At 71.7% G+C, this 24463-nt stretch carries 20 protein-coding genes and 2 pseudogenes; 8 read left to right on the plus strand and 14 right to left on the minus strand.

The genetic code is table 11. The features are described from left to right. Positions 1-104 precede the first annotated feature (104 nt). From proP to ACWEK3_RS13650, 5 genes are all read right to left on the minus strand, one after another. On the minus strand, positions 105-1613 hold the full coding sequence (gene proP / locus ACWEK3_RS13630) for a glycine betaine/L-proline transporter ProP (protein ID WP_450537860.1): 1509 nt from the start codon (positions 1611-1613) through the stop codon (positions 105-107). 151 nt (positions 1614-1764) lie between these two features. Next, the gene (locus tag ACWEK3_RS13635; protein WP_453249726.1) at positions 1765-3018 is read right to left on the minus strand and encodes an NAD(P)/FAD-dependent oxidoreductase; all 1254 of its coding nucleotides are present in this window, start codon (positions 3016-3018) and stop codon (positions 1765-1767) included. Further along, complete coding sequence (locus ACWEK3_RS13640) at positions 3015-4451, minus strand: FAD-dependent oxidoreductase (protein WP_453249727.1); 1437 nt, start codon at positions 4449-4451, stop codon at positions 3015-3017. Before ACWEK3_RS13640 ends, ACWEK3_RS13635 begins: the two co-directional genes overlap by 4 nt. Continuing rightward, positions 4448-5881 (minus strand): FGGY family carbohydrate kinase, encoded by a 1434-nt coding sequence (locus tag ACWEK3_RS13645; RefSeq protein ID WP_450537857.1) that lies wholly within the window; start codon positions 5879-5881, stop codon positions 4448-4450. The genes ACWEK3_RS13640 and ACWEK3_RS13645 overlap by 4 nt, the downstream gene beginning before the upstream one ends. After that, a complete protein-coding gene (locus ACWEK3_RS13650) occupies positions 5878-7413 on the minus strand; it encodes an APC family permease (protein ID WP_450537856.1) in 1536 nt (511 codons plus the stop codon). Before ACWEK3_RS13650 ends, ACWEK3_RS13645 begins: the two co-directional genes overlap by 4 nt. A 388-nt stretch (positions 7414-7801) precedes the next feature. On the opposite strand from ACWEK3_RS13650, the gene ACWEK3_RS13655 reads away from it, so the two are divergent. Then, positions 7802-8563, plus strand: a complete 762-nt coding sequence (locus ACWEK3_RS13655) for a DeoR/GlpR family DNA-binding transcription regulator (RefSeq protein ID WP_361413885.1) — start codon at positions 7802-7804, stop codon at positions 8561-8563. Positions 8564-8665: 102 nt separating this feature from the next. Here the strand turns inward: ACWEK3_RS13655 and ACWEK3_RS13660 are convergent, their stop codons facing one another. Continuing rightward, positions 8666-9046, minus strand: coding sequence for a DUF2511 domain-containing protein (locus tag ACWEK3_RS13660; RefSeq protein ID WP_388726117.1), 381 nt, complete (start codon positions 9044-9046; stop codon positions 8666-8668). 480 nt (positions 9047-9526) lie between these two features. Between ACWEK3_RS13660 and ACWEK3_RS13665 the strand changes: the two are divergent. Next, positions 9527-9745 (plus strand): annotated as a pseudogene (locus ACWEK3_RS13665) (ABC transporter ATP-binding protein); the annotation flags it as partial. Positions 9746-9884: 139 nt separating this feature from the next. Here the strand turns inward: ACWEK3_RS13665 and ACWEK3_RS13670 are convergent. Both ACWEK3_RS13670 and ACWEK3_RS13675 read right to left on the minus strand, forming a co-directional pair. Then, on the minus strand, positions 9885-10526 hold the full coding sequence (locus ACWEK3_RS13670) for a sigma-70 family RNA polymerase sigma factor (RefSeq protein ID WP_376603675.1): 642 nt from the start codon (positions 10524-10526) through the stop codon (positions 9885-9887). 167 nt (positions 10527-10693) lie between these two features. Then, positions 10694-11428 carry a hypothetical protein gene (locus ACWEK3_RS13675; protein ID WP_453249728.1) on the minus strand — a complete coding sequence of 245 codons (735 nt, stop codon included), beginning with the start codon at positions 11426-11428 and terminating at the stop codon, positions 10694-10696. 274 nt (positions 11429-11702) lie between these two features. On the opposite strand from ACWEK3_RS13675, the gene ACWEK3_RS13680 reads away from it, so the two are divergent. Further along, the gene (locus ACWEK3_RS13680) at positions 11703-12809 is read left to right on the plus strand and encodes an MFS transporter (protein ID WP_453249729.1); all 1107 of its coding nucleotides are present in this window, start codon (positions 11703-11705) and stop codon (positions 12807-12809) included. Further along, entirely contained in the window at positions 12806-13861 is a 1056-nt protein-coding gene (locus ACWEK3_RS13685) for a sugar ABC transporter permease (RefSeq protein WP_450537852.1), read from the plus strand. The genes ACWEK3_RS13680 and ACWEK3_RS13685 overlap by 4 nt, the downstream gene beginning before the upstream one ends. A gap of 25 nt (positions 13862-13886) precedes the next feature. Here ACWEK3_RS13685 and ACWEK3_RS13690 read toward each other — a convergent pair whose 3' ends face one another. Further along, positions 13887-15023 (minus strand): acyl-CoA dehydrogenase family protein, encoded by a 1137-nt coding sequence (locus tag ACWEK3_RS13690; protein WP_450537896.1) that lies wholly within the window; start codon positions 15021-15023, stop codon positions 13887-13889. A 155-nt stretch (positions 15024-15178) separates the two neighbouring features. On the opposite strand from ACWEK3_RS13690, the gene ACWEK3_RS13695 reads away from it, so the two are divergent. Beyond that, positions 15179-16921: a CoA transferase gene (locus tag ACWEK3_RS13695; RefSeq protein ID WP_453249730.1), complete on the plus strand. Its 1743-nt coding sequence runs from the start codon at positions 15179-15181 to the stop codon at positions 16919-16921. Further along, on the plus strand, positions 16918-18591 hold the full coding sequence (locus tag ACWEK3_RS13700; protein ID WP_453249731.1) for a class I adenylate-forming enzyme family protein: 1674 nt from the start codon (positions 16918-16920) through the stop codon (positions 18589-18591). The genes ACWEK3_RS13695 and ACWEK3_RS13700 overlap by 4 nt, the downstream gene beginning before the upstream one ends. A 76-nt stretch (positions 18592-18667) precedes the next feature. Here the strand turns inward: ACWEK3_RS13700 and ACWEK3_RS13705 are convergent, their stop codons facing one another. From ACWEK3_RS13705 to ACWEK3_RS13720, 4 genes are all read right to left on the minus strand, one after another. Beyond that, a complete protein-coding gene (locus tag ACWEK3_RS13705; RefSeq protein ID WP_453249732.1) occupies positions 18668-19492 on the minus strand; it encodes a metal ABC transporter solute-binding protein, Zn/Mn family in 825 nt (274 codons plus the stop codon). After that, complete coding sequence (locus ACWEK3_RS13710; RefSeq protein ID WP_390874322.1) at positions 19450-20319, minus strand: metal ABC transporter permease; 870 nt, start codon at positions 20317-20319, stop codon at positions 19450-19452. The genes ACWEK3_RS13705 and ACWEK3_RS13710 overlap by 43 nt, the downstream gene beginning before the upstream one ends. Further along, positions 20316-20951, minus strand: coding sequence for an ATP-binding cassette domain-containing protein (locus ACWEK3_RS13715; RefSeq protein ID WP_450537848.1), 636 nt, complete (start codon positions 20949-20951; stop codon positions 20316-20318). The genes ACWEK3_RS13710 and ACWEK3_RS13715 overlap by 4 nt, the downstream gene beginning before the upstream one ends. Positions 20952-21058: 107 nt before the next feature. Further along, positions 21059-21316, minus strand: coding sequence for a hypothetical protein (locus ACWEK3_RS13720; RefSeq protein WP_453249733.1), 258 nt, complete (start codon positions 21314-21316; stop codon positions 21059-21061). A 679-nt stretch (positions 21317-21995) separates the two neighbouring features. On the opposite strand from ACWEK3_RS13720, the gene ACWEK3_RS13725 reads away from it, so the two are divergent. Next, a complete protein-coding gene (locus ACWEK3_RS13725; RefSeq protein ID WP_453249734.1) occupies positions 21996-23417 on the plus strand; it encodes an amino acid permease in 1422 nt (473 codons plus the stop codon). Positions 23418-23604: 187 nt separating this feature from the next. On the opposite strand, the pseudogene ACWEK3_RS13730 reads toward ACWEK3_RS13725, so the two are convergent. Next, positions 23605-23893: pseudogene (locus ACWEK3_RS13730) on the minus strand (NAD(P)H-dependent glycerol-3-phosphate dehydrogenase); the annotation flags it as partial. A gap of 301 nt (positions 23894-24194) precedes the next feature. Between ACWEK3_RS13730 and ACWEK3_RS13735 the strand changes: the two are divergent. Continuing rightward, a complete protein-coding gene (locus tag ACWEK3_RS13735; protein ID WP_390724781.1) occupies positions 24195-24425 on the plus strand; it encodes a DUF397 domain-containing protein in 231 nt (76 codons plus the stop codon). The last annotated feature ends 38 nt before the right edge of the window (positions 24426-24463 follow it).

A 24463-nucleotide genomic window follows, 5' to 3' on the forward strand; every position in this document is an offset into this window, starting at 1 on the left:
CTCGGCACTCCTTGCTGACGGAACGGGCCCGCTGATGGTACGCGGAGGGGCCCGGGTCCGACGGGCCGGGTCCGGCTGCCCGCCCGCACTCTCGCGCCGGCCGGTCAGAACTTCGGCAACGGGGCCTGGCTCTCGACCAGTTCCGCGGCCTCCTCCGCCGTCGCGACGGACGGTGGGGAGCCGTCCAGCGGTCGGCGGGCCGTCTCCTTCATGCACGCCACCGAGATCACGCCGACGAGCGCCGCGGCCATGGAGTAGTACGCGGGCATCAGGTCGCTGCCCGTGACCGAGATCAGCGCGGTGATCACCAGCGGGGTCGTCCCGCCGAAGAGGGAGGCGGAGAGGTTGTAGCCGATGGACAGCGAGCCGTAGCGCACCTGGGTGGGGAACAGGGCGGGCAGCGCCGCGGACATCGTCCCGAGCAGGCACACCAGCGACAGCCCGAGCATCAGCATGCCCGCGGACACCGCGGCCAGGCTGCCCTGCTCGACCAGCAGGAACGCCGGTACGGAGAGCAGCAGGAAGCCGAGCATGCCGGTCATCAGGACCGGTTTCCGGCCGAGCCGGTCGGACAGCTTGCCGACCTGGCTGATCAGCAGCATCAGCACCACCATGGTGGCGATCAGGATCAGCAGGCCGTGCGTCTCGGAGTACCCCATCCGGTCCGACAGGTAGGTCGGCATGTAGGACAGCAGCATGTAGTCGGTGATGTTGTAGGCGCCGACCAGGCAGACGCACAGGATCAGCGTCGGCCAGTGGTTCCGGAAGATCTTCGCCACGTCTCCCCTGGCGGTCGCCTCCACGGTGGAGGCCGCCTCGGACGCCCGGTGCACGGAGTCGTCCTCCAGTTTCCGGAACGCGGGCGTCTCGTCCAGTCGCAGTCGCAGATACAGGCCGATCAGCCCGATCGGGCCGGCGACGAGGAACGGTACGCGCCAGCCCCATGAGTCCACGCCGCCGTTGCCGAGCAGCGCGGTCAGGAGCGTCACCAGGCCGGCCGCGCCGACGTAGCCTGCCAGCGTGCCGAGTTCGAGGAAGCTGCCGAAGAAGCCACGGCGCCGGTCCGGCGCGTACTCGGCGATGAACGTGGACGCGCCTCCGTACTCACCGCCCGTGGAGAAGCCCTGCACCAGCCGGAAGAGGATCAGCAGGGCCGGGGCCCAGAAGCCGATGGTGGCGTAGGAGGGGATCAGGCCGATGGCGAACGTGCCGATCGCCATCATGATCATGGTCAGGGCGAGGACCTTCTTACGGCCGATCCTGTCGCCCATCGGACCGAAGACCATGCCGCCCAGGGGACGCACCAGGAAGGACACCGCGAAGGTCGCGAACGACGACAGCAGCTGGACGGTGCCGTTCCCGGACGGGAAGAACACGTGCCCGATGGTGACCGCCAGGTAGCTGTAGATGCCGAAGTCGAACCACTCCATGGCGTTGCCGAGCGAGGCGGCCTTCACGGCCCGCTGCACGGCGGCCTCGTCGGTGACGGTGATGTCGGTGCGCCGCAGTGGAGGGTTCCGGCGGCGTCTGACGGCCCTGAACAGCGTCCGGTGGCGTTTGAGAGCCTCGGGATCGGCATCGGCCGCGGCGGCGCCGGCTTCCTTGTCCACCATCTGGGTCTCCTCTCTCTCTCGGGCGTCTTCTGGGCGCGCGGACGTCCATGGCTCCGCTTGCTCACTCATGTCGGCAGCAAACGGTTCACCCGGGAGAGAGCGACATTCCCCACACGGACACCGGATGTGCCCGCGAGCGGCCGTCCGGGGGTCAGTGCAGACCGATGCGGACCGGGCCGCCGGTGGGCGAGACGTCGTCGAGCAGGCCGGCGGGGACGCGGAAGACGCGACCGGGGGCGGCCGGCCAGGCGAGGGTGCGGCGGGCGAGGGTGCGTCCGTCCTGGCGGACGGTCACCTTGGGGAAGCGGACGAACTCGTCGGTCCACAGCAGCAGGCGCCCCCGGGCGGGTGCGGGGTCGTTCGGCCGCAGGATCTGCGGGGCGACCCAGCGGAAGGGGGCGTCGGCGGTCAGTCGGACGCCCTCGGCCGACCGGTCCTCGCCGTTCAGGTGGTGGACGACCTGCTGGGCGACATGCCTGCCGTCGAGGGCGGCGACGTCTGCGGTGTCGACGGGGTGCAGCAGATTGCCGGCGGCGAAGACGCCGGGGCGGCTGGTGCGCAGCGCCGTGTCGGTGAGGGGGCCGAGGGTGCCTTCGTCGAGGGTGATGCCGGCGGAGCGGGCGAGTTCGTGGTCGGGGATCCAGTCGCCGGTGAAGACGACGGTGTCGCAGGCGACCGTGCGGCGCCGGCCGGTGTCGAGGTGCTCGATCTCCACGGCCTGGCAGCGGCCCTTGCCGATGACGCGGGTGACGCGGGTGCGGGTGGCGACAGGGACGCGCAGCACGGTGCGACCGGCCGCGTTGAAGGCGGCGTAGGACTCCGCCTTCGGGTACTGGCTGACCATGAGGGCGGGGGTGCAGCCGACCTCGCGCAGGGTGACGGCCGCGGACCAGCTGACGAGTTCGCCGCCGACGATGACGGCCCGCTTGCCGACGGGCTGGTGGTGCAGATGGACGAGGTTCTGCAGCTGGCCGGTGGTGTAGACGCCGTGGGGGCGGTCGCCGGGGATGCGGCGTGCGGTGCGGGGCCGTTCGCGGGCGCCGGTGGCCAGCACGATGGCGCGCGGCCGGATCCGGTAGCGCCCGTCGGGGCTGGTGACGTCGACGGTGTCCTCGTCGGCCCAGCCGGTGACCATGGTGCGGGTGCGGATCTCCGCTCCGGCCCGGGTGGCCTGCCCCACGAGGTGGCGGGCGTAGGCGGGTCCGGTCATCACGCGGCGCAGGTCGCGCAGGCCGTAGCCGGTGTGGTCGCTGTGCCGGGGGATGCCGCCGGCGTCCTGTTCCCGGTCGACGACGAGGACACGGCCGGCCCGGCGTCCGGCCAGTTCGGCGGCGGCGGTCAGGCCCGCGGGCCCGCCGCCGATGATGAGGACGTCGGGCGTGGTCAGGGGCGGCTGGTGGGTCATCGGTTGTCCTTGTGCTGGCTGCGGCAGCCGTCGTGGGTGTGGTGCTTCTCGCGCAGGGCGGCGACGGCCGCGCCGCAGAAGAAGCCCTGGCAGCGGCCGTTCATCGCGCGGGTGCGGCGGCGCAGTCCCTCCAGGCTGCGGGCGGGTACCGGGGCGTGGCAGGCGTCGCGGATCTCGCCCTCGGTGACCCGTTCGCAGAAGCAGACGATGGTGCCGTAGGCCGGGTCGCGGGCGATGAGGTCGGCGTCCTGGTAGGGGCGCCGGGTGGCTTCGCCGATGTTGGGCATCCGCGGCGGCTCGGGCAGGTCTGGGCGCGGGCGCAGGGTCAGGCCGGCCTCCTCCAGCAGGGTGCGGGCGTGTTCGGCGATGGCGATGCCTGCGGTCAGGCCGGTGGAGCGGATCCCGCCGACGAGGAGGTAGCGCTGCCGGCGGGTGGCTTCGACGAGGTAGTCGGGGTGGTCGATCGCGGCGCGCAGCCCCGCGTAGCTGGCGGTGACCTCTTCGGCCAGCAGACGCGGCATGAGGCGTTCGCCCTTGGTGAGCAGGAAGTCGAAGCCGTCTTCGGAAGTGGCGGTGTCGGTCCGGTCGGTGAGGTCCTCGGCGGTGGGGCCGAGCATGACGTTGCCGTAGATGGTCGGGGAGATCAGTACGCCCTTGCCCCGGGAGGAGGGCACCGGCAGCACGATCTTGTTCACCATGGGGCGGGTGAGTTTGTCGAAGACGAAGAGTTCACCGCGGCGGGGGGTGACGGTGAAGCGGTCGTGGCCGAAGAGCCGGTCGATGTGGTCGGCGCCGAGACCGGCGGCGTTCACGACCCAGCGGGCCCGTACGTCACCGGCCGAGGTGTGCAGGGTGGTCTCCTCGTCCCCTGTGTCGACGCCGGTCACGGCGTGTTCGAGGAGGATCGTGGTGCCGCGCTGCCGGGCGTCGGTGGCCAGGGCGAGGTTCGTGGTCCAGGTGCAGATGATGGACTCGTCCGGCACGGTCAGGCCGCCCAGCACTCCCTCGCCGAGGTCGGGGACCAGTCGGTAGACCTCGTCGGCGTCGATGATCCGGCAGTGCGGGTAGCCGTTGGCCTCGGCCTTCTCCTTCAGTCCGGGCAGCGCGCCGACTTCCTCGTCGGTCCAGGCAACCAGCACGGCGCCGGTGTGTTCGACGGGGATGCCGGTGGCTTCGGCGTAGGCGCTCAGCAGGTGGTAGCCGCGGGCGACCAGGCGGGATTCGAGCGTGCCGGGTTTGGCGTCGAAGCCGGTGTGCAGGATCGCGGTGTTCGCCTTGCTGGTGGCGTCGCCGACGTCGTCGCGGGCGTCGAGCAGCGCGACGCGGACGTCGTAGCCGGACAGTTCGCGTGCGATCGCCGCGCCGACGATGCCTCCGCCGATCACCGCGACGTCGTAGACGTCGTCGTGGGGGCGGTGCGGGGTGGCGGTCATGAATGGTCTCCCTCGGTGGCGCGGGCCGTCGCGGCCTGCGCCCATGCGGTGCGGAACTCCTCGGCCCGGTCGGCGGACCAGCGGGGTTCGTAAACGGTGGTCGGCTGCCAGTCGCCGACGGCTTCTTCGAGCCCGAGCGCCGGATCGAGGGCGCAGCGGGCCAGTGCGGCCGCCCCCAGGGGGGTGGCGTGGGCGTGGGGATAGATGTCGACCGGCATCTGTGCGATGTCGGCCTGGGCCTGCATGAGGACGGCGGAGTTGGTCAGTCCGCCGTCCGCGCGCAGCCGGGTCAGGGGCCGGCCGAGGTCCTTGGCGACCAGGGTGCCCAGCTCGGCGACCTGCGCGGCGATTCCCTGGAGCACGGCGAGGACGAGGTGTTCGCGTCGGCTGGCCAGGGTCATGCCGGTGAAGGAGGCGGTGGCCTCCGGTGCCCACCAGGGGGCGGCGAGGCCGGCGAACGCGGGCACGCACAGCACCCCTTCGGCGTCGGCCGCCGCCAGCGTGTCCAGGTCGGTCGCGGACTGGATGAGGCCGAGGTCCTGGAGCCAGCGCACCGCCGAGGCGACGGTGTAGACCTGGCCGTCCACGCAGTACGGCGTCCGTCCGGCCGCCCGCCAGGCCACCGAGGTGGTCAGTCCTGCGCTGGAGCGCACCGGGTTCAGGCCGGTGTTCGCCAGCAGGAACGCGCCGGTGCCGTACGTGCATTTCGCGGTGCCCGGCTCCAGGCAGCGCTCCGCGACCAGGGCCGCCTGCTGGTCGACGATCAGCCCGGCCACCGGCATCTCCTGGCCGAAGGCCCGGGTGGTGCCGACGACCTCGTCGCAGGCGGCGATGCGGGGCAGCCGTTCGCCGCCGAGACCGAACAGGTCCAGGAGTCCCTCGTCCCAGGCGGCGGTGTCCAGGTCGAGGACGAGTGAGCGGCTGGCGGTGGAGGCGTCGGTGACGAACTCCCCCGTGAGGTGGTGCACCAGCCAGGTGTCGGTGGTCGTCACCACCCCGTCGCGGGTGAGGTTGCGCCGCAGCCAGGCCATCTTGGGCGCGGAGAAGTACGGGTCGAGGACGAGGCCGGTGCGCCGGGCGACGCTCTCGGCGTGCTCGGCCAGTTCGTCGCAGACGCTCTGCGCGCGCCGGTCCTGCCATACGAGCGCCTGGGTCAGGGGTGTTCCGGTGGCCGGGTCCCAGGCCAGGACCGTCTCGCCCTGGTTGGCGAGGGCGACGCAGGCGATGGGACGGCCGGCCGCGCTCACCGCGCGGCGGCCGGCGTTGAGGACGGAGTCGAGCAGTTCGTGCGGGTTCTGCTCGACCCCGCCGCCGTTCAGGTAGGTGGGGCGGACGGTCTCCTCGGCGATGGCGACGGTGCCCTCCTCGGGGTCGACCACGATGGCCTTCGTGCCCGAGGTGCCCTGGTCGATGGCGAGGATCGCGGTCATCGTGCGCTCCCTTCCCCGGCGGCGCCCGCGGAGGTGCCGTCGGCAATATCCAGGGCGCGGTCGACGTCGGCCATGTCCGGCATGGTCAACCCGTCGCGCCCGCGCCGGATCAGCAGACCGGTGAAGTAGGCGGCACCGATCGCGAACAGGACGAGGACGTAGGTCCACGGGGCACGGAAGGAAGCATCCCGGAAGATCAGCAGCTCGTACACCAGCCAGACGCCCGCGACGACCAGCACCGGCACCTCCCAGCGGCCCAGCGAGAAGCCCTGGGACGCGGGCAGGGAGCGGCGCTTGATGGCGTACATCGCGACGGTTCCCGCGTAGATGAGGGCGGGCAGCAGGGTTCCGGCGGAGAACAGCTGGAAGAGTGCGTCGGTGGAGCGGGAGAAGACCGCGAGGATGATCTGCGCGATGAGCATCATGAACACCGAGGCGTTCAAGGGCGTGGCGGTGCGCCGGTCGAGGCGCTTGAGGAGTCGCCAGCCGGGGAAGCGCTCGTCGCGGGACATCGCGTAGACCAGCCGGGTGCCGCTGAGGGTGATCACCAGTCCGCAGGAGAAGATCGACACGACGACCAGGACCAGCAGGATCTTGCCGACGACCGAGCCGAGCACGGCGGTGATGACGGTGGCCACGGGAGTGGCCGACGCGCCGACACCGTCGACCCGGCCGGCCGCCGCGGTGACCGCCACCAGGAACAGGAAGCCGAGCACGCCCAGCGAGAGCACGGCCTGGACCATGGCCTTGGGGATGACCCGGGCCGGGTTCTTGGTCTCCTCGGCCAGGTTGGCCGCCGACTCGAAGCCGACGATGGTGAACGCGCCGAGCAGGAACGCCAGGGCGAACGGTCCGGCCGTGGTGCCGCCGCCCAGGGCGTAGTAGCCGCTCTCGGGGACGGTCCCGGTGTCGAAGAGGTGCCCGAAGTCGAGCTTGCCGGTGAAGGCGCCCACCGCGAACAGCAGCACGGTCAGGGCGATCATGCCGACAAGCTGCACGGTCACGGCCACGCTGTTGACCCGGTGGGTGGTGCGGGTGGAGGCGGCGACGAGGAGGGCCTGGAGCAGTACGACGCCGGCGGTGATCACCCAGGCGTTCTGCGTGGTGCCGGCGTAGCGGAACAGTTCCGGAAGGATGGTGGAGGCGATCGTGTAGTCGACGGCGACCAGGACCACGCCCAGGAAGGCGAACGAGATCCATCCCATGATCCAGCCCCATACCGGGCCCACGATCCGTGACACCCACTGGTACGAGTAGCCGCTGATCGGGATGCGTGCGGCGAGGGCGCCGAAGACCAGGGCGATGGAGAGCTGGCCGATCACGGAGATCGGCCAGGCCCAGATGCCCCGCGGGCCGGAGGTCGCGAGCACCGAGCCGTAGGTGGTGAAGATGCCGGTGGCGATGGAGACGAACCCGAAGGCCACGGAGAACGAGGCGTACCAGCCGAGCTCCCGCGCCATCCGCGGCTTGGGCTCACCCTCGCCGGGGGCGCCTGTTCCTGATCTGTGGGGACCTGATTCTGCGTGTGCCATGACTCTTTTCCCTGCTTCAGAGTGCCCCGCCGTGGAGTGCGAGAGCCAGTGAACGTGAGCAACCGAACCCGGTCGGCTGTGCGGGCACGCCCCGCGCGGGGTCTGCCGGGGCCCGTCCGCCTGAGGAGCGGTGGGGCCCGTGATGGTGCACAGGTCCGTGGCCGAAGCGGTCTCGGCAACCCACGGGATGACTGTTTCTGTGGACGGTTGACCGCGCGTTACCGGAAGTGTGGACCTTTGCCCGTCGCCCGTCAAGGTTCGTTCACTGTGCGCGGCGACCGAGGGGGCCTACACGAAGACGAGGACGCCTGGCCCGGCACGGCAGCGGCCGACCGTAGAATGCAGTCACAGATCCACAGAAACGGTCACTCGCCCCAGGAGGTGGGATGTGCTCGCCGCCGAGCGCCACCGCAGAATCGTCGCCGAGATCGCCCGGCTGAAGTTCGTCACCACCGACGACCTGACCACGCTGCTCGGCGTCTCCCACGAAACGGTCCGCAGGGACCTCGCCCTGCTCGAGCGGCGCGGCGAGCTCTCCCGGGTGCACGGCGGCGCCACCAGCGCCCAGGCACCGGTCGGGGAGGAGGCGCCCTTCAGTGAACGCAGCGGCAGCCTCGCGGCGGAGAAGGAGACCATCGGCCGGGCGGCGGCGGCACTCATCGAGCCGAACCAGACCATCGTCATCGACGTCGGCACCACGGCTCTGGAGGTGGCCCGCGCACTGCCCGCCGACCACGCCGGGGTCATCGCCACCCCGTCCCTGCTCGTGGCCGCGGAGGTCAGCACACGCCCCCGGGTGGAGGTCCTGGTCAGCGGCGGACGGCTCAGGGCGGGCGACCTCGCCTGCTCCAACGCCCAGGCGGTGGAGTTCTTCGGCAACCTGCGCGCGGACGCCGTCTTCCTCGGGTCGGGCGGGATAGCCCCCTACGGCCTCACCGATTTCCACCTCGACGAGGTCGCCACCAAGCGGGCCATGCTCGCCAACGCCTCCCACCGCTATGTGCTGGCCGACTCGAGCAAGTTCGGCCGCACGGCCGCCCACCGCGTATGCGAGCTGGACGGCTTCGACACCCTCGTCACGGACCGGCCCTGCCCGGCCGATCTGCGCACCGCCCTCACCCGGGCCGGAGCGACGGTCGTCGTGGGGTGAGCCGCCCGGACTCCGGCCGGCCCGCGCGGCAGGGGCCGGCGAGCCCGGGCCGCCGCCACGGGCGCCAGGGGTGGGGCGCCCGGAGCGGAAGGCGGGGCCGGACTACTTGCAGAGTTCCAGGCCGCGGCTGATGACCGCGTCGAGGGAGATGTTCTTGCCGGGGTTGTTGGGGTCGCCGGCCCAGATGGGGTCGGGGCCGGGGTGCTTCTGCCGGGCGCGGCTGTTGAGGCCGTAGGTACCTTCGGCGGTGATGAAGGTGACGGCCTCGCCGGCGCAGGCAAGGTTGCCGGAGGCGACGGTGAACGGCCAGGGGGTGATGGTCCGTTCGGTGACGTAGCCCGTCGAGTCGCCGTCGCCCTGGGTGGTGGCGGGCTCGGCGTTTTCGGTGGTGTTGCGGTCGGCGGTGCCGGTGCCGCCGGTGCAACCGGTCAGGGCGAGACAACCGAAGACCGCGGCCGCAACGGCGGTGACACGGATGCGCATGATCCCCCTTGGACATGTCGTGGGGCTGAAAACAACATCATCTGGCTGGTTAACAACAACGGTGGAGGTGATGTCGGCTCTGTGATGGGATCGTGACGGTCAGTTGGGGCGGCGGCCTCGGACAAGGGTTCCGCGGTCCGGCCGGGCCGGGGGCAGCGGTCCCGCCGGACGGCGGAGACGGCGCAGGACGATTGGCGGCCAGGGACGCTCGGTGGCTCATCTTTTGCGGTGCCGCACGCACAAATACCCACGGGTTCGGCCCGTGACGACCCGCCCCGGCCCGCATCAGGCCGTTTCAGCCCGCCGTCGTGTTCCCGCGGGAACACCGCGTGGGAACCGCGAACGCGTAGTGCCCTGACCTGCTCGTACACGCTCGCGGGCTCCACGAGCCCGCGTCGGCCGCCGTGTTGACCGAAAGCTGTCGCGTACCCGCCTCACTCGTTTCCGGGTGGACGCAGCTGCGGCCCCGACCACGACCGGGCCCGCTGCCGCGTCCTGCGCCCCCGCTGGCTGATCTGCGACGAGGTGACCGCGATGCTCGATGCCTCCACAACGGCCGCCCTGGTAGCGGTCGTCGAGGACTACCGCGCCACCACAGGCGTGGGCCTCGCCGTCGGCCACGACCGCACCCTGCTGCACCGCTGGTGCGACCGCACCGTCCATGGGGACACCCTGACGGGTGGCGACCGGGCGCACTGATCGGAGACCGAGTTCACCGTGCCACACGCTGACGCTGGTTGAGTCGGCCCCGTTCGCCGGGCGGCGGTGCTCCGGACCACCACCGCCTGGTCCGGAGCCGGCGTAACTGACGCCGCTCAGAGGGACGACGCTGGCGCCGTCAGGCCGCTGCACTCACCGGTTCGGCTCCCTCGGCATCGTGCAGAGCCTGCATCAGTGAAGAGCGAGCCCGGGCCACGCGTGAACGGACAGTACCAATCGGGCAGTCGCTGAGCTCGGCCGCTTCGGCGTAGGGCAGGCCGAGGAGTTGCGTGAGGACGAATGCCTGTCGGCGCTCGTCGGGCAACGTGTCCAGCAGTTCGGTAAGAGCGATGCCGTCGTCGAAACCCGGCAGACCGCGTGGCTGGGCGCACTCGGCGACGGTCTGCCAGTCGTCAGTGTCGGACAGGCGGGGCCGGGCCGCGCTATGCCGGTAGCTGTCGATCACCGCCCGGCGGGCGATGGACAGCAGCCAGGTGCGGGCGGAGGAACGGCCCTCGAAACGGTGCAAGCTGCCGAGGGCCCGCAGGAAGGTGTCCTGGGCCAGGTCGTCGGCGGCCTGGGGGTCGGCGCTCAGGTAGGTGACGTAGTTCCGGACGTCTCTGTGCAGGGCGCGGACGAAGTTCTCGACGGCGTCGGGGTCACCGCCGCGGGCGGCGAGCGCCCAGGCCGTTATCGACTCGTCGGCAGCCGTCTTCTGGTCATGCGCCCTCGTCTTGGACGGCGTCTTGTCGCATGCGGCGGGCAGGGCAGGACTGATCACCTGATGTCCTTCTCGGGAATCCGGTATCCGAATCGGGCCGGTGCTGGGCACGGCGGATCCGGTGTCGGTGTGGGAGTGTGGCGGGCGTACGCGCGTATGGCTGCGTACGCCCGTTGCCCGGGCCGTCCGGGCGTGGCGCACACGGACGGCCCGCGGAACCGGCTGTCTCAGACGACAGCGGTCCCCACGGGCGGACCCCGAGAAGTGATCGCGTGAGCAACGAGCAGCCTGCGCGGCGTACGGGCGCGGCGGCTGCGGCGGGCGCGGATGTTCGGTCGCTGTGGTGGCGCGGGCAGGGCGATGGGCAGCCGCAGGGGTGCGGCCAGCCATCCGGCCACGGCGCGCAGAATGCGAAAGGCGGCGCGTTCGCCGAAGGCGAGCCACAGGCCGCACATCAACGCGGCCAGCAGGTGGGCGGCGAGCATTCCGGTGGTGGACATCCCGCCCATGACGTGACCTGTTCCCGTCATGGAAAGCTGGGCGCTCAACGACTCCGTGGAGGAGTCCACCTGGGTCATGTGGTCCATCGCGTGGCCCATATGAGCCATCGAGACCATGTAGTCCTTGAAGGGAGTGCCGTCACCCATGCCGTCCATAGCCATGGTGTCCATGGGCATCGACGGCATCGGGGGCATGGACGGTGTCGACAGTTCCTGCGCGTACGAGAACCACACATGCAGTGCCGCCTGGACAGTCACCGCGACGGAGAGGACGAGGAGGAGTCCGCGCTCCCGGCCGGCCAGGCACAACGCCGTACCGCTGGTCACCACCGCCGCGGCGGCAAGAGCCCACCAGGGCACTGCGGTGTCCGACATCAGGACGTGCCCCAAGGTGGCGAGCAGCACGCAGACGGCCGCGAACACCGCGGCCCGTATCGTGCGCGAACACCACCCGACCGCCATGGCGGCTCATCCTCGCATTCCTGCTGTGCCGTCACGGAGGAGTACGAGAACTCCCCCTGTCCCACGTTCAACACTCTCCCCGTAATACACGTCACAGTAAACGGCGGGAACTCGAGAAGAGTTGGGTTCGACTGCTGTCCCGGGAGGTGCGTCTGTGGCGACGGAACAGGCGGGACGGGCAGGACAGAGTGGGACCCAGCGGGCGGCAGGGGTGGCGGGGGCACGGGGACCAGGTGCCCTGACCGCGCTGCTGACGTCTGCCATGGCCTTTTCGATGATGCAGCTGTTCCTGCTCGGGGCGCTCGGCCCCCGGCTCGTGGCCGAGTTGGACGTCTCACCGGCCGCCCTGGGGCTGACGACCACCGTGGGGTTCAGTACGGCAGCCGTACTCTCCCCAGTCGGAGGGCGGGTAGTGGACCGGGTGGGACCGCGGCGTTGTCTGGTGGCCCTGCTGGCGGTGGCGGCGGTGGCACTGGCGCTGATCGGGTCGGCGCCGGGTGCCGGGTTCCTGCTGGCGGCCGTCGCGCTCGGCGGGCTGCCGCAGGCGCTGGCCAACCCCGCCACGAACAAGGCGATTCTCGCCGCGGTACCGCCCGCACGGCGCGGTTCGGTGACCGGAATGAAGCAGTCGGGGGTGCAACTCGGTGCGTTCGCGGCCGGGCTGCCGCTCGCGGCGCTGGCCGGATTCACCGGATGGCGGGGTGCCGTGTGGACGGCGGCAGGCGCCGCGGTAGTGGCGGCGGTGTGGGCGGCGCGGGCGTTGCCCCCTGATCCGCCGGCGAAGTCCACGCCGGCGGTCTGGATGCCGCGCGGCATGATCGCGTGGCTGTCGTGGTTCTCTCTGCTGCTCGGCTGCGGCATCGCGTCGGTGAACACCTACTTGTCGTTGTACGGCACCGAGCGGCTCGGCCTCGGTCCCACTGCGGGGGGTGCACTGGTCGCCGTGCTGGGTGTGGCCGGGATCGCGGGCCGGGTGGGCTGGTCGAAGGTCGCGGGGCGGCCAGATCGGGCGCCCTGGCTGCCGGGTTCTCTGGCCGTGGGCGCGGTGGTGGCGGCCCTGCTGCTGGCCTGTTCGTCGTCGTTCCGTCCGCTGGCGTGGGTGGCGGCCGTGGCGGTGGGCGTCTTCGCCGTGGCGGCGAACGCGGTGTCGATGGTCCTGGTGATGCAGCGAGCCGCGCCCGGCCGGGCGGGCCAGGACTCGGCGCTGGTCGCGGCGGGCTTCTTCGCCGGATTCGCGGTCGGACCGCCGCTGTTCGGGGTGCTGGCGGAGGCCGGGCGGTACGGGGGCGGGTGGCTCCTCGTGGCCGTCGAGTTCGCGGGAGCCGGGACGGTGGCGCTGCTGTGGGCCGTTCGGGAACGTCGGGCGGGCCTAGGGTCATGAGGGCACGCAGGGATGAGAGCACGCCCCCGCCGGAGGACCAGCAGGCGCCCCCCGGCCCGCGAACCGCCCCGGTCTGGGCCGCCCCGGCCCTCGCCTCCATCCTGGCCCGGGTCGCCGTCACCTGTGCCGAAGTCGGCGACCGGTTCCCGCTGTACGCGGACCCGGACACCAGCACGTGGCGGACGACCGCGCGCGGCTCCTGGACCGGTGGTTTCTGGGCGGGACTGCTGTGGCTGCGTGCCCGGTACACCGGCGCCGCCACCGACCGTGCGGCCGCGCGGGCCTGCACCGCCCGCCTGACCGACTGGACCGAGGCGGACACCGCCACCCGCGGACTCATCTTCTGGTATGGCACCGCCCTCGCGGACGACGACCTTGGCCTGCGGGACCGGGCCGCCCGGGCCTGCCTGGACGCCTTCACCCCGGAACAGGGTCTCGTGCCGTGGGGTTCGGCGTTCGGCGGGCCGCGGCTGATGGCCCGTGTGGACGGCGTGCCCGGCATGGTGCCGTTGCTGGCGACGGCGGACGCGGAGGCGGCTCACTCCCATCTGCGGCGTCATGTCGATCTGTGCCTCGGTGCACGACCGCCCCGCTGGTCGTGGCGGCACGACCCGGGTGCGGGCTGGACCGCGTGCGCCGATCCGCCCTCGGGCTGGAGTCGAGGGCCGGCGTGGCTGCTGCTCGCCCTCGCCGAGGCCACCCACCTGACAGGCGGCGACGAATTCTCCGACCACGTCGACACGTTGCTGACGAAACACCTCGTCCCGCCCGCCGACTCCACTCACCCCGGTGGCCCCCGCGACACCTCTGCCGCCGCCATCACCGCACTGGCACTGCTCGGCCTCGGCCACCGGGATCGTGCCGTCGCCGTGCTCGAGGCCCTGGTCGACAGCCACCTGACCGCCGACGGCCGCCTCCTGCACGGCTGTTACGACCTGGCCACCGGAACAGCCGTGCGGCATGAGCTGATCTGGGGCAACTTCTTCCTGGCGTACTCCCTCGCCGCGCTCACCGGCCTCACGGCCGTGGGCCCCGTGGCCGGCCCCCAGTAGTGCTGCGAACGGATCCGTCACAGCACTAGGCGGGATCCGTCCGCAGCACCCGCCGCGCCACCGACGTGATGTGCAGTTCGTCCGGGCCGTCGAGGAGGCGGGCCGCGCGGCCGGTTCGGAAGAGCGCGGGGAGCGCGGTGTCCGGGCCGAGCCCCGCCGCGCCGTGGACCTGGATGGCCGCGTCGGCCACCAGGTGCAGCGTGCGCGCTGCGGCGACCTTGGCCAGCCCCACCTCCACGTGGGCATCGCGACCCGCATCCAGCCGGGACACGGCCTCATGGACCAGAGGCCGTGTCGTCCGCAGGGCGAGCAAGGACTCGAAGACGTGGCGCTGGACGAGTTGCAGGTCACCGAGCGGGCCACGGGAGCGGGTGCGGGTGACGGCTCGTTCTCGCATGAGCTCGAAGGCACGGCCGGCCTGACCGATCCAGCGCAGGCTGCGTAGGGTGCGGCCGAGTTGGAGCCGTTCGGCGGCGACGGCGAGAGCCTTGCCACGTTCGCCGATCAGGTGGTCACCGTCCACTGCGACGTCGTCGAGTTCGATCTCCGCCTGTCCGGTCGCGCCGAGTACGGGCAGCTCGCGCACCACCCGGAAGCCGGGGGAAGCGGCGGGGATCATCAGCAGGGTCAGGCCTTCCCGGTCGGGGGCTCGGCCATCCGTGCGGGCGAGGACCGTGACGAGGTCGGCGTCGGAGGCCCCGCTGACGAACCATTTGCGTCCGGTCACGCGCCAGCCGCCGCCCTCACTCCCGTCGGCTCGGGTGGTGGTGAGGAAGGGGTCGGTGCCGGGGACGTCCGGCTCGGTCATCGCGTAGCAGGCCTTCAGGTCCCCGGCGACCAGCGAGGAGAGATAGCGCTCACGGACGCGTCGGCTGCTGTGCCGCCACAGCATGAGCGCGTCCAGCAGCGAGGCCGATCCGAGTGCCGCCGGGCCATGGTCACTTGCGCCCTCGGCCTCCGCGACATGGGCGTACGACCGCAACGGCAGCCCTTGGCCGCCCAGTTCCGTCGGGAGAGACAGCGCCCACAGGCCGTCGGCCTTGGCCTCCTTGCGCAGCTGGCGCAACGCGGCCGCCGCGGCGGGGCCGCCGCCGTCCAGGATCGGCTCGCAGGGCACGACCCGCGTGCGGACGAAGTCCGCTACTCGATCCCTCAACTCCATGATTTCCGGCGGACATTGCGGGTCGCCGAGCGTGACGTCCAGCACGTCTCCCCCACCCCTTCGGGAACTCTGGCCCCTGCCGGGCCGACCACCTCTTCATGGAACTGGTCGGGGGCGGCCGCTCCCGGGTTCCCGCGCGTCAGGAAAGGAGAGGCATGACATCACCAGCCACAACGGCCACCGCGCACTCGACGGCCCGGCCGCTCGACGGGCTGAGCCTGAGCGCCTCGGGTCCGCCGGGACCGGCGGACGGACTCGTCGCCGAGCACCTGCGGCTGCTCGGGGCGGAGGGGGACGGACACACTGGCGGCCGGATCAGGCTTTCCGGACCAGGGTTCAGCGGGATCACCGCCCACGCGAGGTGGGGCCACGGAGTCGTCGACGAGGCAACCGTGCAGGCGGCCACCGGCATCATGGCCGTACACGGCCGGCGCGACGGCACCCCGCGCAGCCTGGCCGTCGACTATGCCGCCACCGCCACTGGCGTCCTCACTGTGCAGGCTCTGCTGGCCGGGCTCCTCGCCCAGACTCGCGGCGGACAGGTCACGGGTGCGGAGGTCACCGCCGAACGGGCCGGGTTGCTCGCCGTCTCGCAGTACCTGGCCGCGGCAGGCGCGGAGGAGGGTGAGGCCGCCGAAGTCGCCCCGGGTGGGCCGCCGTTCACCTCCGCCGACGGGATCGTCTTCGAACTGGAGACGCTCGACCCGGGCACGTGGGCCGCCTTCTGGCGTGCCCTGGATGCTCCCGGGGACGCGGTACGACGCGGCTGGCGGCCCTTCCAGTTCCGGTACGCCACGGCCTGCGCGACCCTTCCTCAGCCACTGCACGACGCCGCCCGGGCCGCTGCCTGGAAGCTGATCCGGGAGGCGGCCCGTTCCTCCGGTGCCGAGGTGTGCCCGCTGCGTTCGCTCGCCGAGCGGGCCGCCGAGTACGACGGGGCCCCGCCGTGGGAACTGACCCCGCACGACGCGTCGTACTCCGGCCGGGCGGCGGGAGGGCCCGACGCTCCTCTGGCAGGCCTGACCGTCCTGGAGGCCGGCCGCCGGATCCAGGCACCGCTCACCGCGCATCTGCTGGGCCTGCTCGGCGCGGAGGTAGTGCGGATCGAGCCGCCCGGCGGGGATCCGCTGCGCGGCATGCCGCCCGCCTGCTCGGGGATCTCGGCACGCTGGCTCGCGCTCAACCGTGGCAAGAAGGCCGTCGAGGTGGACATCAAGTCACCGTCGGACCAGGAGCGGCTGCGCACGATGGCGGCGGAGGCCGATGTCTTCCTGCACAACTGGGCGCCGGGGAAGGCTGCCGAGCTCGGCCTGGACCACGAGCACCTGTCCGCCGCCAATCCCACGCTCGTCTACGCCTACACCAGCGGCTGGGCCGGCCGGCTGCCGGACGCCCCCATGGGCACCGACTTCATGGTGCAAGCCCGAACCGGGGTCGGCGAGGCCGCACGACCCGCCGACGAGCCGCCCGCGCCCTCCCTGATGACCCTGCTCGACGTGCTCGGCGGGCTCATCGGTGCCGAGGCCGTCCTCGCTGGGCTGCTGCTGCGGCAGCGCACGGGAGCCGGTGTGCGGGTGGACTCGTCCCTGCTGGGGGCCGCCGACGTACTCACCTCAGCCGCTCGGGCGCGTGCCGCGCAGGGTCTCGATCCGCGTCGGCCGGCGGGGTTCCGTCGGCCTCTGCCCACGGCCGACGGCTGGATCGCCCTGCCGGACCGCTCCGCGATCCCCTGCGACGTCCACGACCTGTCCACGGCGGCGGCGCTGAAGCGGCTGCGCGGGTGTGGTCTGTCCGCCGTCCCGGTCGTCACCGACCTCGCCGGCCTGCTCTCCTCCGGCTCGATCAGCCTCGACGCACACGGCGCCCCCGCCGTTCCCGCCCCCTGGAGGTTCGCATGACCGTCGCCCTGCACGACCTGCTGCCCGCCGAACTGCGCCGTACCTGGGCCGTGGACGGAACCTGCCCCGACCTGGACCTCTACAGCCTCTACCGCGCCCACCAGATCTCCGATCCGCACCGCACGGCCATCCTCGACGCCAAAGGCAAACTCTGTTACACCGCGCTGGACCGCAAGGTCCGATGTCTCGCCGCCGGGCTCGCCGGCCTCGGTATACGCACCGGCGATGTCGTCGGCGTCCAGCTTCCCAACGGACGCAACGCAGTCATCGTCGACTTGGCGCTGGCCGCCTTGGGCGCGGTCGCGCTGCCCTTCCCCGTCGGGCGTGGCGGGCGCGAGGGGGCCTCACTGCTGCGTAGATCGGAGGCGGTCGCGGTGATCGCGGTGGCCGAGTACCGGGGCAACCACCACGCGGCCGACCTGCTGGCGGTGGCCGATGAGTTGCCCGCGCTGCGGACGGTGATCGCCGCGGGGGCCGCCCCCGAAGGGACCACCGCACTCTCGGAGTTGCTGCGCACCGACCCGAAGACTTTGGTCCCGGCGCGCCCCGACCCCGACTCCGCCGCACGCATCCTGGTGTCATCCGGTTCCGAGGCCGAGCCGAAGATGGTGGCCTACTCGCACAACGCGCTGGCCGGCGGGCGCGGCAACTTCCTCGGCTCCCTCATTCCGGACGGGCGCCCACCACGGTGCTTGTTCCTCGTACCCCTGGCCTCCGCCTTCGGCAGCAACGGCACCGCCGTCACCCTCGCCCGGCACGGCGGAACCCTGGTCCTGCTCGACCAATTCACCCCCGAGGCGGCGCTGGAGGCCCTCGCCGAGCACGAGCCGACCCATGTCCTGGGCGTGCCGACCATGATCCGGATGATGCTGGACCGCATGGCGGAAGGCAGCCACCAGAAGTTCACCCCACCCACGGCCGTGATCGTCGGAGGCTCACCGCTGGACGAAGCCACGGCGGCGGAGGCACGCAAGGCCTTCGGCTGCCCGGTCGTGAACCTCTACGGCTCGGCGGACGGCGTCAACTGCCATACGGGGCTGTCGGACGACTCCCGCCACGATAGCGGGCAACCGGGCATTGCCGCAGGGCACCCCGATCCACGGGTAGCCGACATACGCATCGCTCTCCCCGGCACCCCCGAACTGCAGGAGGTGCCCCACAGCACGGTCGGCGAGATCGTCGCCCGCGGTCCGATGACCCCGCTGTGCTACGTCGCCGCGCCCGACCTCGACTCCCGCTACCGCACGGCGGACGGCTGGGTGCGAACCGGGGACCTGGGGCTCATCGACGAGGACGGGACGCTCAGGATCGTCGGGCGACTGAAGGACGTGGTGATCCGGGGCGGAGCCAATATCAGCCCTGCGGAAGTGGAGATCGAGCTCGGCACGCATCCTGGTGTTCGGGACGTGGTGTGCGTAGGGGTGCGCGACCCGCTCATGGGCGAGCGGCTCGCGGCCTGCGTCGTCCCCCGGGACGGCGAGCCACCCACGCTGGAAGAGCTGTGCGCCCACCTCGACACCCGTGGCCTGGAGCTGCGCAAGCACCCCGAACGACTCCTGGTCCTTGACGAGTTGCCGCTGACGCCGGCGGGCAAGCCGGACCGGGCAGCGCTGCGGGAACGGTGCACGGCACAGGCAGAGGAGCAGCAGCCTCTGGCATCGGCAGGCTGACCGACTGGACAGCGGAAGGGCCGCCCAGGAACACCCCGGGCGACCCTTCCCACGCGTGCTTGCCACTCCTACAGCTTCAGGAGGCGGCCATCGCCTTCTCCACCTCCGTCGCCGCGTTCTTGTACACGGCGAGCAGATCCAGGTCCCTGGCCGGATAGTTGACGATCTCCACCTGGCGCGCACCCGAGTCGGGAAGAACCTTGCCGGTCGTCATGTGCACGTTGTCCAGGACCAGTTGCGGCTTCTTCTTCGAGAGGTCGGACAGTTGCTTGGCCGTCACCGCCTCAGGACCGTACATACCGACCAGGTCCGCGCCCGCCATCTTCGCCGACCACGTCGCGAACACCTGGGCGACGGCGGTCGGCGCCTTGCCGTCCGGCCAGGCGGCCTTCAGGTCGTTCTGCAACGTGGCGTACTCGGTGTCGAAAGACTTGATCCACTTGTCGGCGGCGTCCTGGGTGCCGAACATCTTGCCCAGTCGGGTCACCTCGGCCTTGACCTTGTCGGCGTCGTTGTCGAGGTTGACCTCGACCAGCTTGGCGTCGGATCCGGCAGCCTCCTTGAACTTCGCGGCGTACGGCTCGAAGGGCGCGTACAGCACGAAGTCGGCGCCCGCCACGGCCGCCAGGTCGGACGGCTTCGGGTCGTAGTCCGGCGCGTGCTGCACCGACTCGGGCACGATGACCTTGACGTCCTTCGCTCCCGCGGCCTTGGCGAAGGCGCCCTCCCAGCTGGTGGTGGCGACGACGACCGGGGCGTCCTCGTTCTTTCCCACGGGCTTCGCACCGGACGAGGAGGGCGAGGAGGTGTTCTCGCTGCCGCAACCGGTGGCCGTAAGTGTGAGCGCCGTGCTCAAGGTCAGTGCGAGGACGGTAGTGATGCGGTCGCGGGTGCGCGCCATGAGCTGATTCTCCGTTCGGGGACGAGATGCACGGCGAGGACGACCACGCCGGCGGTGAGGACGAGGACGGGACCGGGCGGCCAGTCGAAGCGGAGCGCGACGAGGAACCCGGTCAGGTTCACGACGACACCGATACCGACCGCCCAGACGGTGATGGACAACAAGGAACGGCCCAACCGCCGTGCGGCCAGCGCCGGCAGAAGGGTGAGCGCGTCGACGAGCAGGGCGCCGGTGAGCTTGATGGCCCCGGCGACCGACACCGCGACCAGGACCAGCAGCAGGAGCGTGAGCCGCTCGACGCGTACGCCCGAGGACAAGGCGAGCTCACGGTCGTACAGGAGAAGCGCGATGTCCCTCCTGCGCCACCAGAACAGGCCCGGCACGACAACAGCCAGGGCGGCCAGCAGCCACAGGTCCGCGGTGCCGACCGAAAGGATGGACCCCCACAGCAGCGCGAAGGCGCCCGCCGCGTTGACGCCCGAGACGGCGAGCACGAGCAGCGCGGCCGCGATCGCCAGGCTCATCAGCAGGCCCATCGCGCCGGACAATCCGTCCGGGGTGCGGGCCAGCGGCGCGACCCCGGCCCCGGCGAGCGCGCACGCCACCAGCGCGCACAGCATCGGATCGAGTCCGGTCAGCAGACCGACCGCGATACCCAGCAGCGCTACATGCATCATCGCGAACCGCACCGGCATGATGTCGAGACCCACGATGACGACCCCGATCACAGGCAGCCCGAGTGCCGCCACCAGCAGGGCGACGCCCGCCCGCTGGACGGGCACGAGCTGAAGCAGCTGACCGACGTCGGCCGCGGCCAGCGTGCTCACCGGACCTCCCGCAAGCTGCCCGCGGCCATCTCCAGCACCCGGTCGCAGCGGTCGGCGAGGGCCCGGTCGTGCGTGACGACCACGACGGTCACCGGCAGGGACAGCAGGACGTCGGCCGCCTCCTCCTGGCCGGAGAAGTCGAGCGCGGCGGTGGGCTCGTCGGCGAGCAGCACCCCCGCGCCCGCGGCGACGCAACCCACCGCCCGCGCCAGGTACATGCGCTGGAGCTGGCCTCCGGACAGCGTGTGCAGCGGCCGGTCGGCGAGATGCCCGACGCCGAGCTTGTCCGCCGCCTCGGCCGCCTCGGCGCCAGAAGCGCTGCTCGCCAGCAGTTCCCGGCCCAGCAGCGGAAACCGGCCGGTCGCCGGCTTCTGCGGGATCCACGCGCACGCCCGGCGCCGCCACGCCCACTCGGCCGCGCTCCTGGTGTCCCGCCCGCCCACCAGGATCCGACCCGCGAAGTTCCGGTGCAGGCCAAGAACCGCACGCAGCAGCGTCGTCTTGCCCGACCCGTTGGTACCGGTCAGCGCCACCCGCTGCCCCACCGCGACGTCGAGGTACACCTCGCGCACCGCCTCAACCCGGCCGTGCCGGCACACGACGTCGGACATCCGGACGTCCAGACCCTCCATGCCACCTCCCTGCTTCCTCGTCACAGCAGTCGGATGGAGGGGCCGGTGGGTTCCCCGGGGATCCGCCAAGCAGTCCAGGAACGACGGCAGCAGTCTGGTCTCACGCTCTATCGTCCCGCGCCGCGAGGCCCATAGGCGGACGTCGCTAGCACGCGGAAGCTGTCTCGGTCGTGCGGCGTCTCGTCGACGAACACCAGCCCTTCCCCGCTCGGGTGGTGGGTGAGTCGTGGCGTGATGTTCTGCTCCCGGCTGTAGCCCGTGATGTACGGCAAGATCCCGGGCGGAGCGGGCGGCAGCATCGGGAAAGGGTCCCTGGTCTCGGGCAGCGCCCCGCGTACCCGTAGGCGGTCAGGCACGGTCGTCACGCGCTCCCCACCTCCGCCCACACTTGCTTGCCCCAGTTCAACGGGATGCCCCCCACCGGGTCGACATGGCGTCGACCAGCCGCAGGCCCCGCCCTGACTCCGCGAGCGGCTCCCCCTCCCGGAGCTGGGGAAGGTCCCTGCTCTTGTCCGTGACCGCCACACGCACCCGACTCCGAGCCCGTCCGCGTCACGGTGAGCCGGACGACCGCCCCAGGGGCGTGCCGAGCAGCGTTGGCCGCCAGCTCCGTCGCCACCAGGGTGGCGTCCTCCCGGAGCCGGTCGAGGTGCCAGACGACGAGCACCATGCCCACCATGGCCCGCGCGTCCCGCGCGGCCAGGTCGTCACGCTGCAACACCCCGCTGTGCTCCGGATCACCAGTTGCGGAAGCGACTGCCCGCCAGGTCGGCCGGAGCCGCGTCTCTGTTGCGCCTCCGTGGCCAGTGGCGACGGTCCATTGGGACGGCGCTGGACCGTACCCGGGTTCCGCGACCGCGCCGGGAGACAGGAGCAGCACAGGACGATTCGCGGCTCGGGGTACACGAAGGGGCATCTTTTGCGGTACCGGGCGGCGCCATACGGGATAAAAGTGTGTGATTTGGTGTCGTGTCAGGCCATGACCGACCATGGGGTCCGTCCCGGCAATCCCGGGCATCAGTTCGAAGAGAGGCGCACCACCCCATGCACGTCACCGGAACCGTCCCGTCGGCTCCGGCACCGCGGGAGACCCCCGCGGACCACACTCCCGCCGAAGACCCCACCGAAAACTCCGGCCGGCACGCCCGGCGCTTCGGGCTGCCCGTCGCCACCGCCCTGGTCATGGGCAACATCATCGGCGGCGGAATCTTCCTGCTCCCGGCCTCCGTAGCCCCGTACGGCACGGTCAGCCTGGTCGCCTTCGGTGTCCTGACCCTCGGCGCCATCGCCCTGGCGCTGGTCTTCGGCCGCCTCGCGGAGCGGAACCCGCGCACCGGCGGACCCTACGTCTACGCCCGCGAGGCCTTCGGCGACTTCGCCGGCTTCCTCGCCGCGTGGGCGTACTGGATCACCACCTGGGTGTCGAACGCGGCACTCGCCGTCGCCGCCGTCGGCTACCTCGACGTGCTGGTCCCGGTGGGCGGCCACCGCTGGACGGCGTGTCTGGCCGCGCTCGCCCTCCAGTGGCTGCCCGCGCTCGCCAACTTCGCGGGCACCCGGTACGTGGGCGCCGTACAGTTCGTCGCCACCGTGCTGAAGTTCGTGCCGCTACTGCTCGTCGCCGTCGGCGGGCTGTTCTTCTTCGACCCGCGCAACCTCGGACCGTTCCACGAGGGCGGCGGCAGCACGATCGGCGCGGTGTCCGCCGCCGCCGCGATCCTGCTCTTCTCCTACCTCGGCGTGGAGTCCGCGGCCGTCAGCGCGGGCGAGGTCAAGGACGCCCGGCGCAACGTGGGACGGGCCACCGTCATCGGCACCACGGGCGCGGCGCTCGTCTATCTGCTGGGCACGCTCTCGGTGTTCGGCACGGTGGCGCACGATCGCCTGGTGAAGTCCACCGCGCCCTTCTCGGACGCCGTGAACGCCATGTTCGGCGGCTCCTGGGGCGGATGGGCCGTCGCGCTCGCCGCGCTGGTGTCGATGACCGGCTGCCTCAACGGCTGGACCCTGCTGAGCGCGCAGACCCCGTACGCCGCGGCCCGGGACGGCCTGTTCCCCGCCGCGTTCGCGCGCCGGCGGCGCGGCGTCCCGACCTTCGGCGTCGCCGTCACCGTCGTCCTCGCCTCGCTGCTCACCGTCTACAACTACACTTCGGGTTCGGCCGAGGTCTTCGAGGTCCTGGTCCTCGTCACCACGTTCACCGCGACCGTGCCGTACCTGCTGGCCGCCGCCGCGCAGATCTTCCACCTCGTCTCGGGGCGGCGCGAACGGGTCAACCGGGCACGGCTGGTGCGCGACGCCGTGGTCGCGGGCGGCGCGGCCGCCTTCTCACTGTGGCTCGTCGCGGGCGCCGGGTACGCGGCGGTCTACCAGGGCGTGCTGTTCCTGTTCGCGGGCGTCCTCGTCTACGCGGTCATGGCCGCCCGCCGGAACAGGGCCGCAGAGGGCCCCTCGCATGCGTCCTGACCGGCGGTTTCCCTCCGACCTGCGCAAACTTCCACGCTTCAACCCGCATCAGCCCGTCCCGGCCCGCCTCAGGCCGCCACCGTGTTCCCGCGGGAACACCGCGTGGAAACCGCGACGCGTAGGGCCCTGACCAGCCCGTACCCGCTCCCCGGCTCCACGAGCCCGCGTCGGCCGCCAGGATGCCCGAAAGCGCGGCCGCGGCCTCGTCGAGGGTGACCTTGTCGTGGAGCAGTGCGGAGATCACTCCGGCGATCGGCATCTCGACGTCATGGGCGCGGGCGAGGGCGAGGATTGCCTCGGCGCTCTTGACGCCCTCGGTGGTCTGCCGCGTGGCAGCGGCGGCCTCGTCGACGGTCATGCCTTGTCCGAGGTGGGCGCCGAAGGTGCGGTTCCGGGAGAGCGGGGAGGTGCAGGTGGCCCACCATGTCCCCCACGCCGGACAGACCGGCGAGGGTGGCCGGGTGGGCGCCGATGGCGGCTGGCGGTCAGCCGGCCAGGATCGCCTCGCCCAACTCGGTCAGGCTGACCGGCGGGCTCCGGGGCGACGTCCTCGGCCGGGGCCTGGTCCTCGTCGATGTCCATGCCGTTGCCGGCGCGGCCTGGCACCGGCGGGCGGGGTGCCGGGCCGCTGTGGGCCGGGCGACCGTAGCAGCGGGGCGATCGGGGGCGCGCGGGCTGGCGGCGTTTTGTCGGGTTGCTGCCGTTTCCGGTGCACATCTGGACCATCAGGGTGATGCTGAAAAGAGAACGTCCGATTCGATATCAACAGGAGATCCAATGGTGGACGCAGCAAAGGTTGAGCTGTACGCAATGGACCTGACTGATGTGCACTGGGTCAGGAGCAGCTACACCAACAGGTGGACAAAGACGTGTGTGGAGGTCGCAGACCTCGGCGACGGAGCGGTTGCGGTTCGCGATTCAAACAACAGGGAACTGCCGCCGCTGCGATTCACCGCAGAGGAGTGGGCGGCGTTCCAACGGGGCGTGCGTGACGGCGAATTCGGCTAGAGGCCGCGGCAGCAGGTAACGGCGTGCGCACAGTGCCG

The sequence above is a fragment of the Streptomyces sp. NPDC004721 genome, assembly GCF_053601495.1.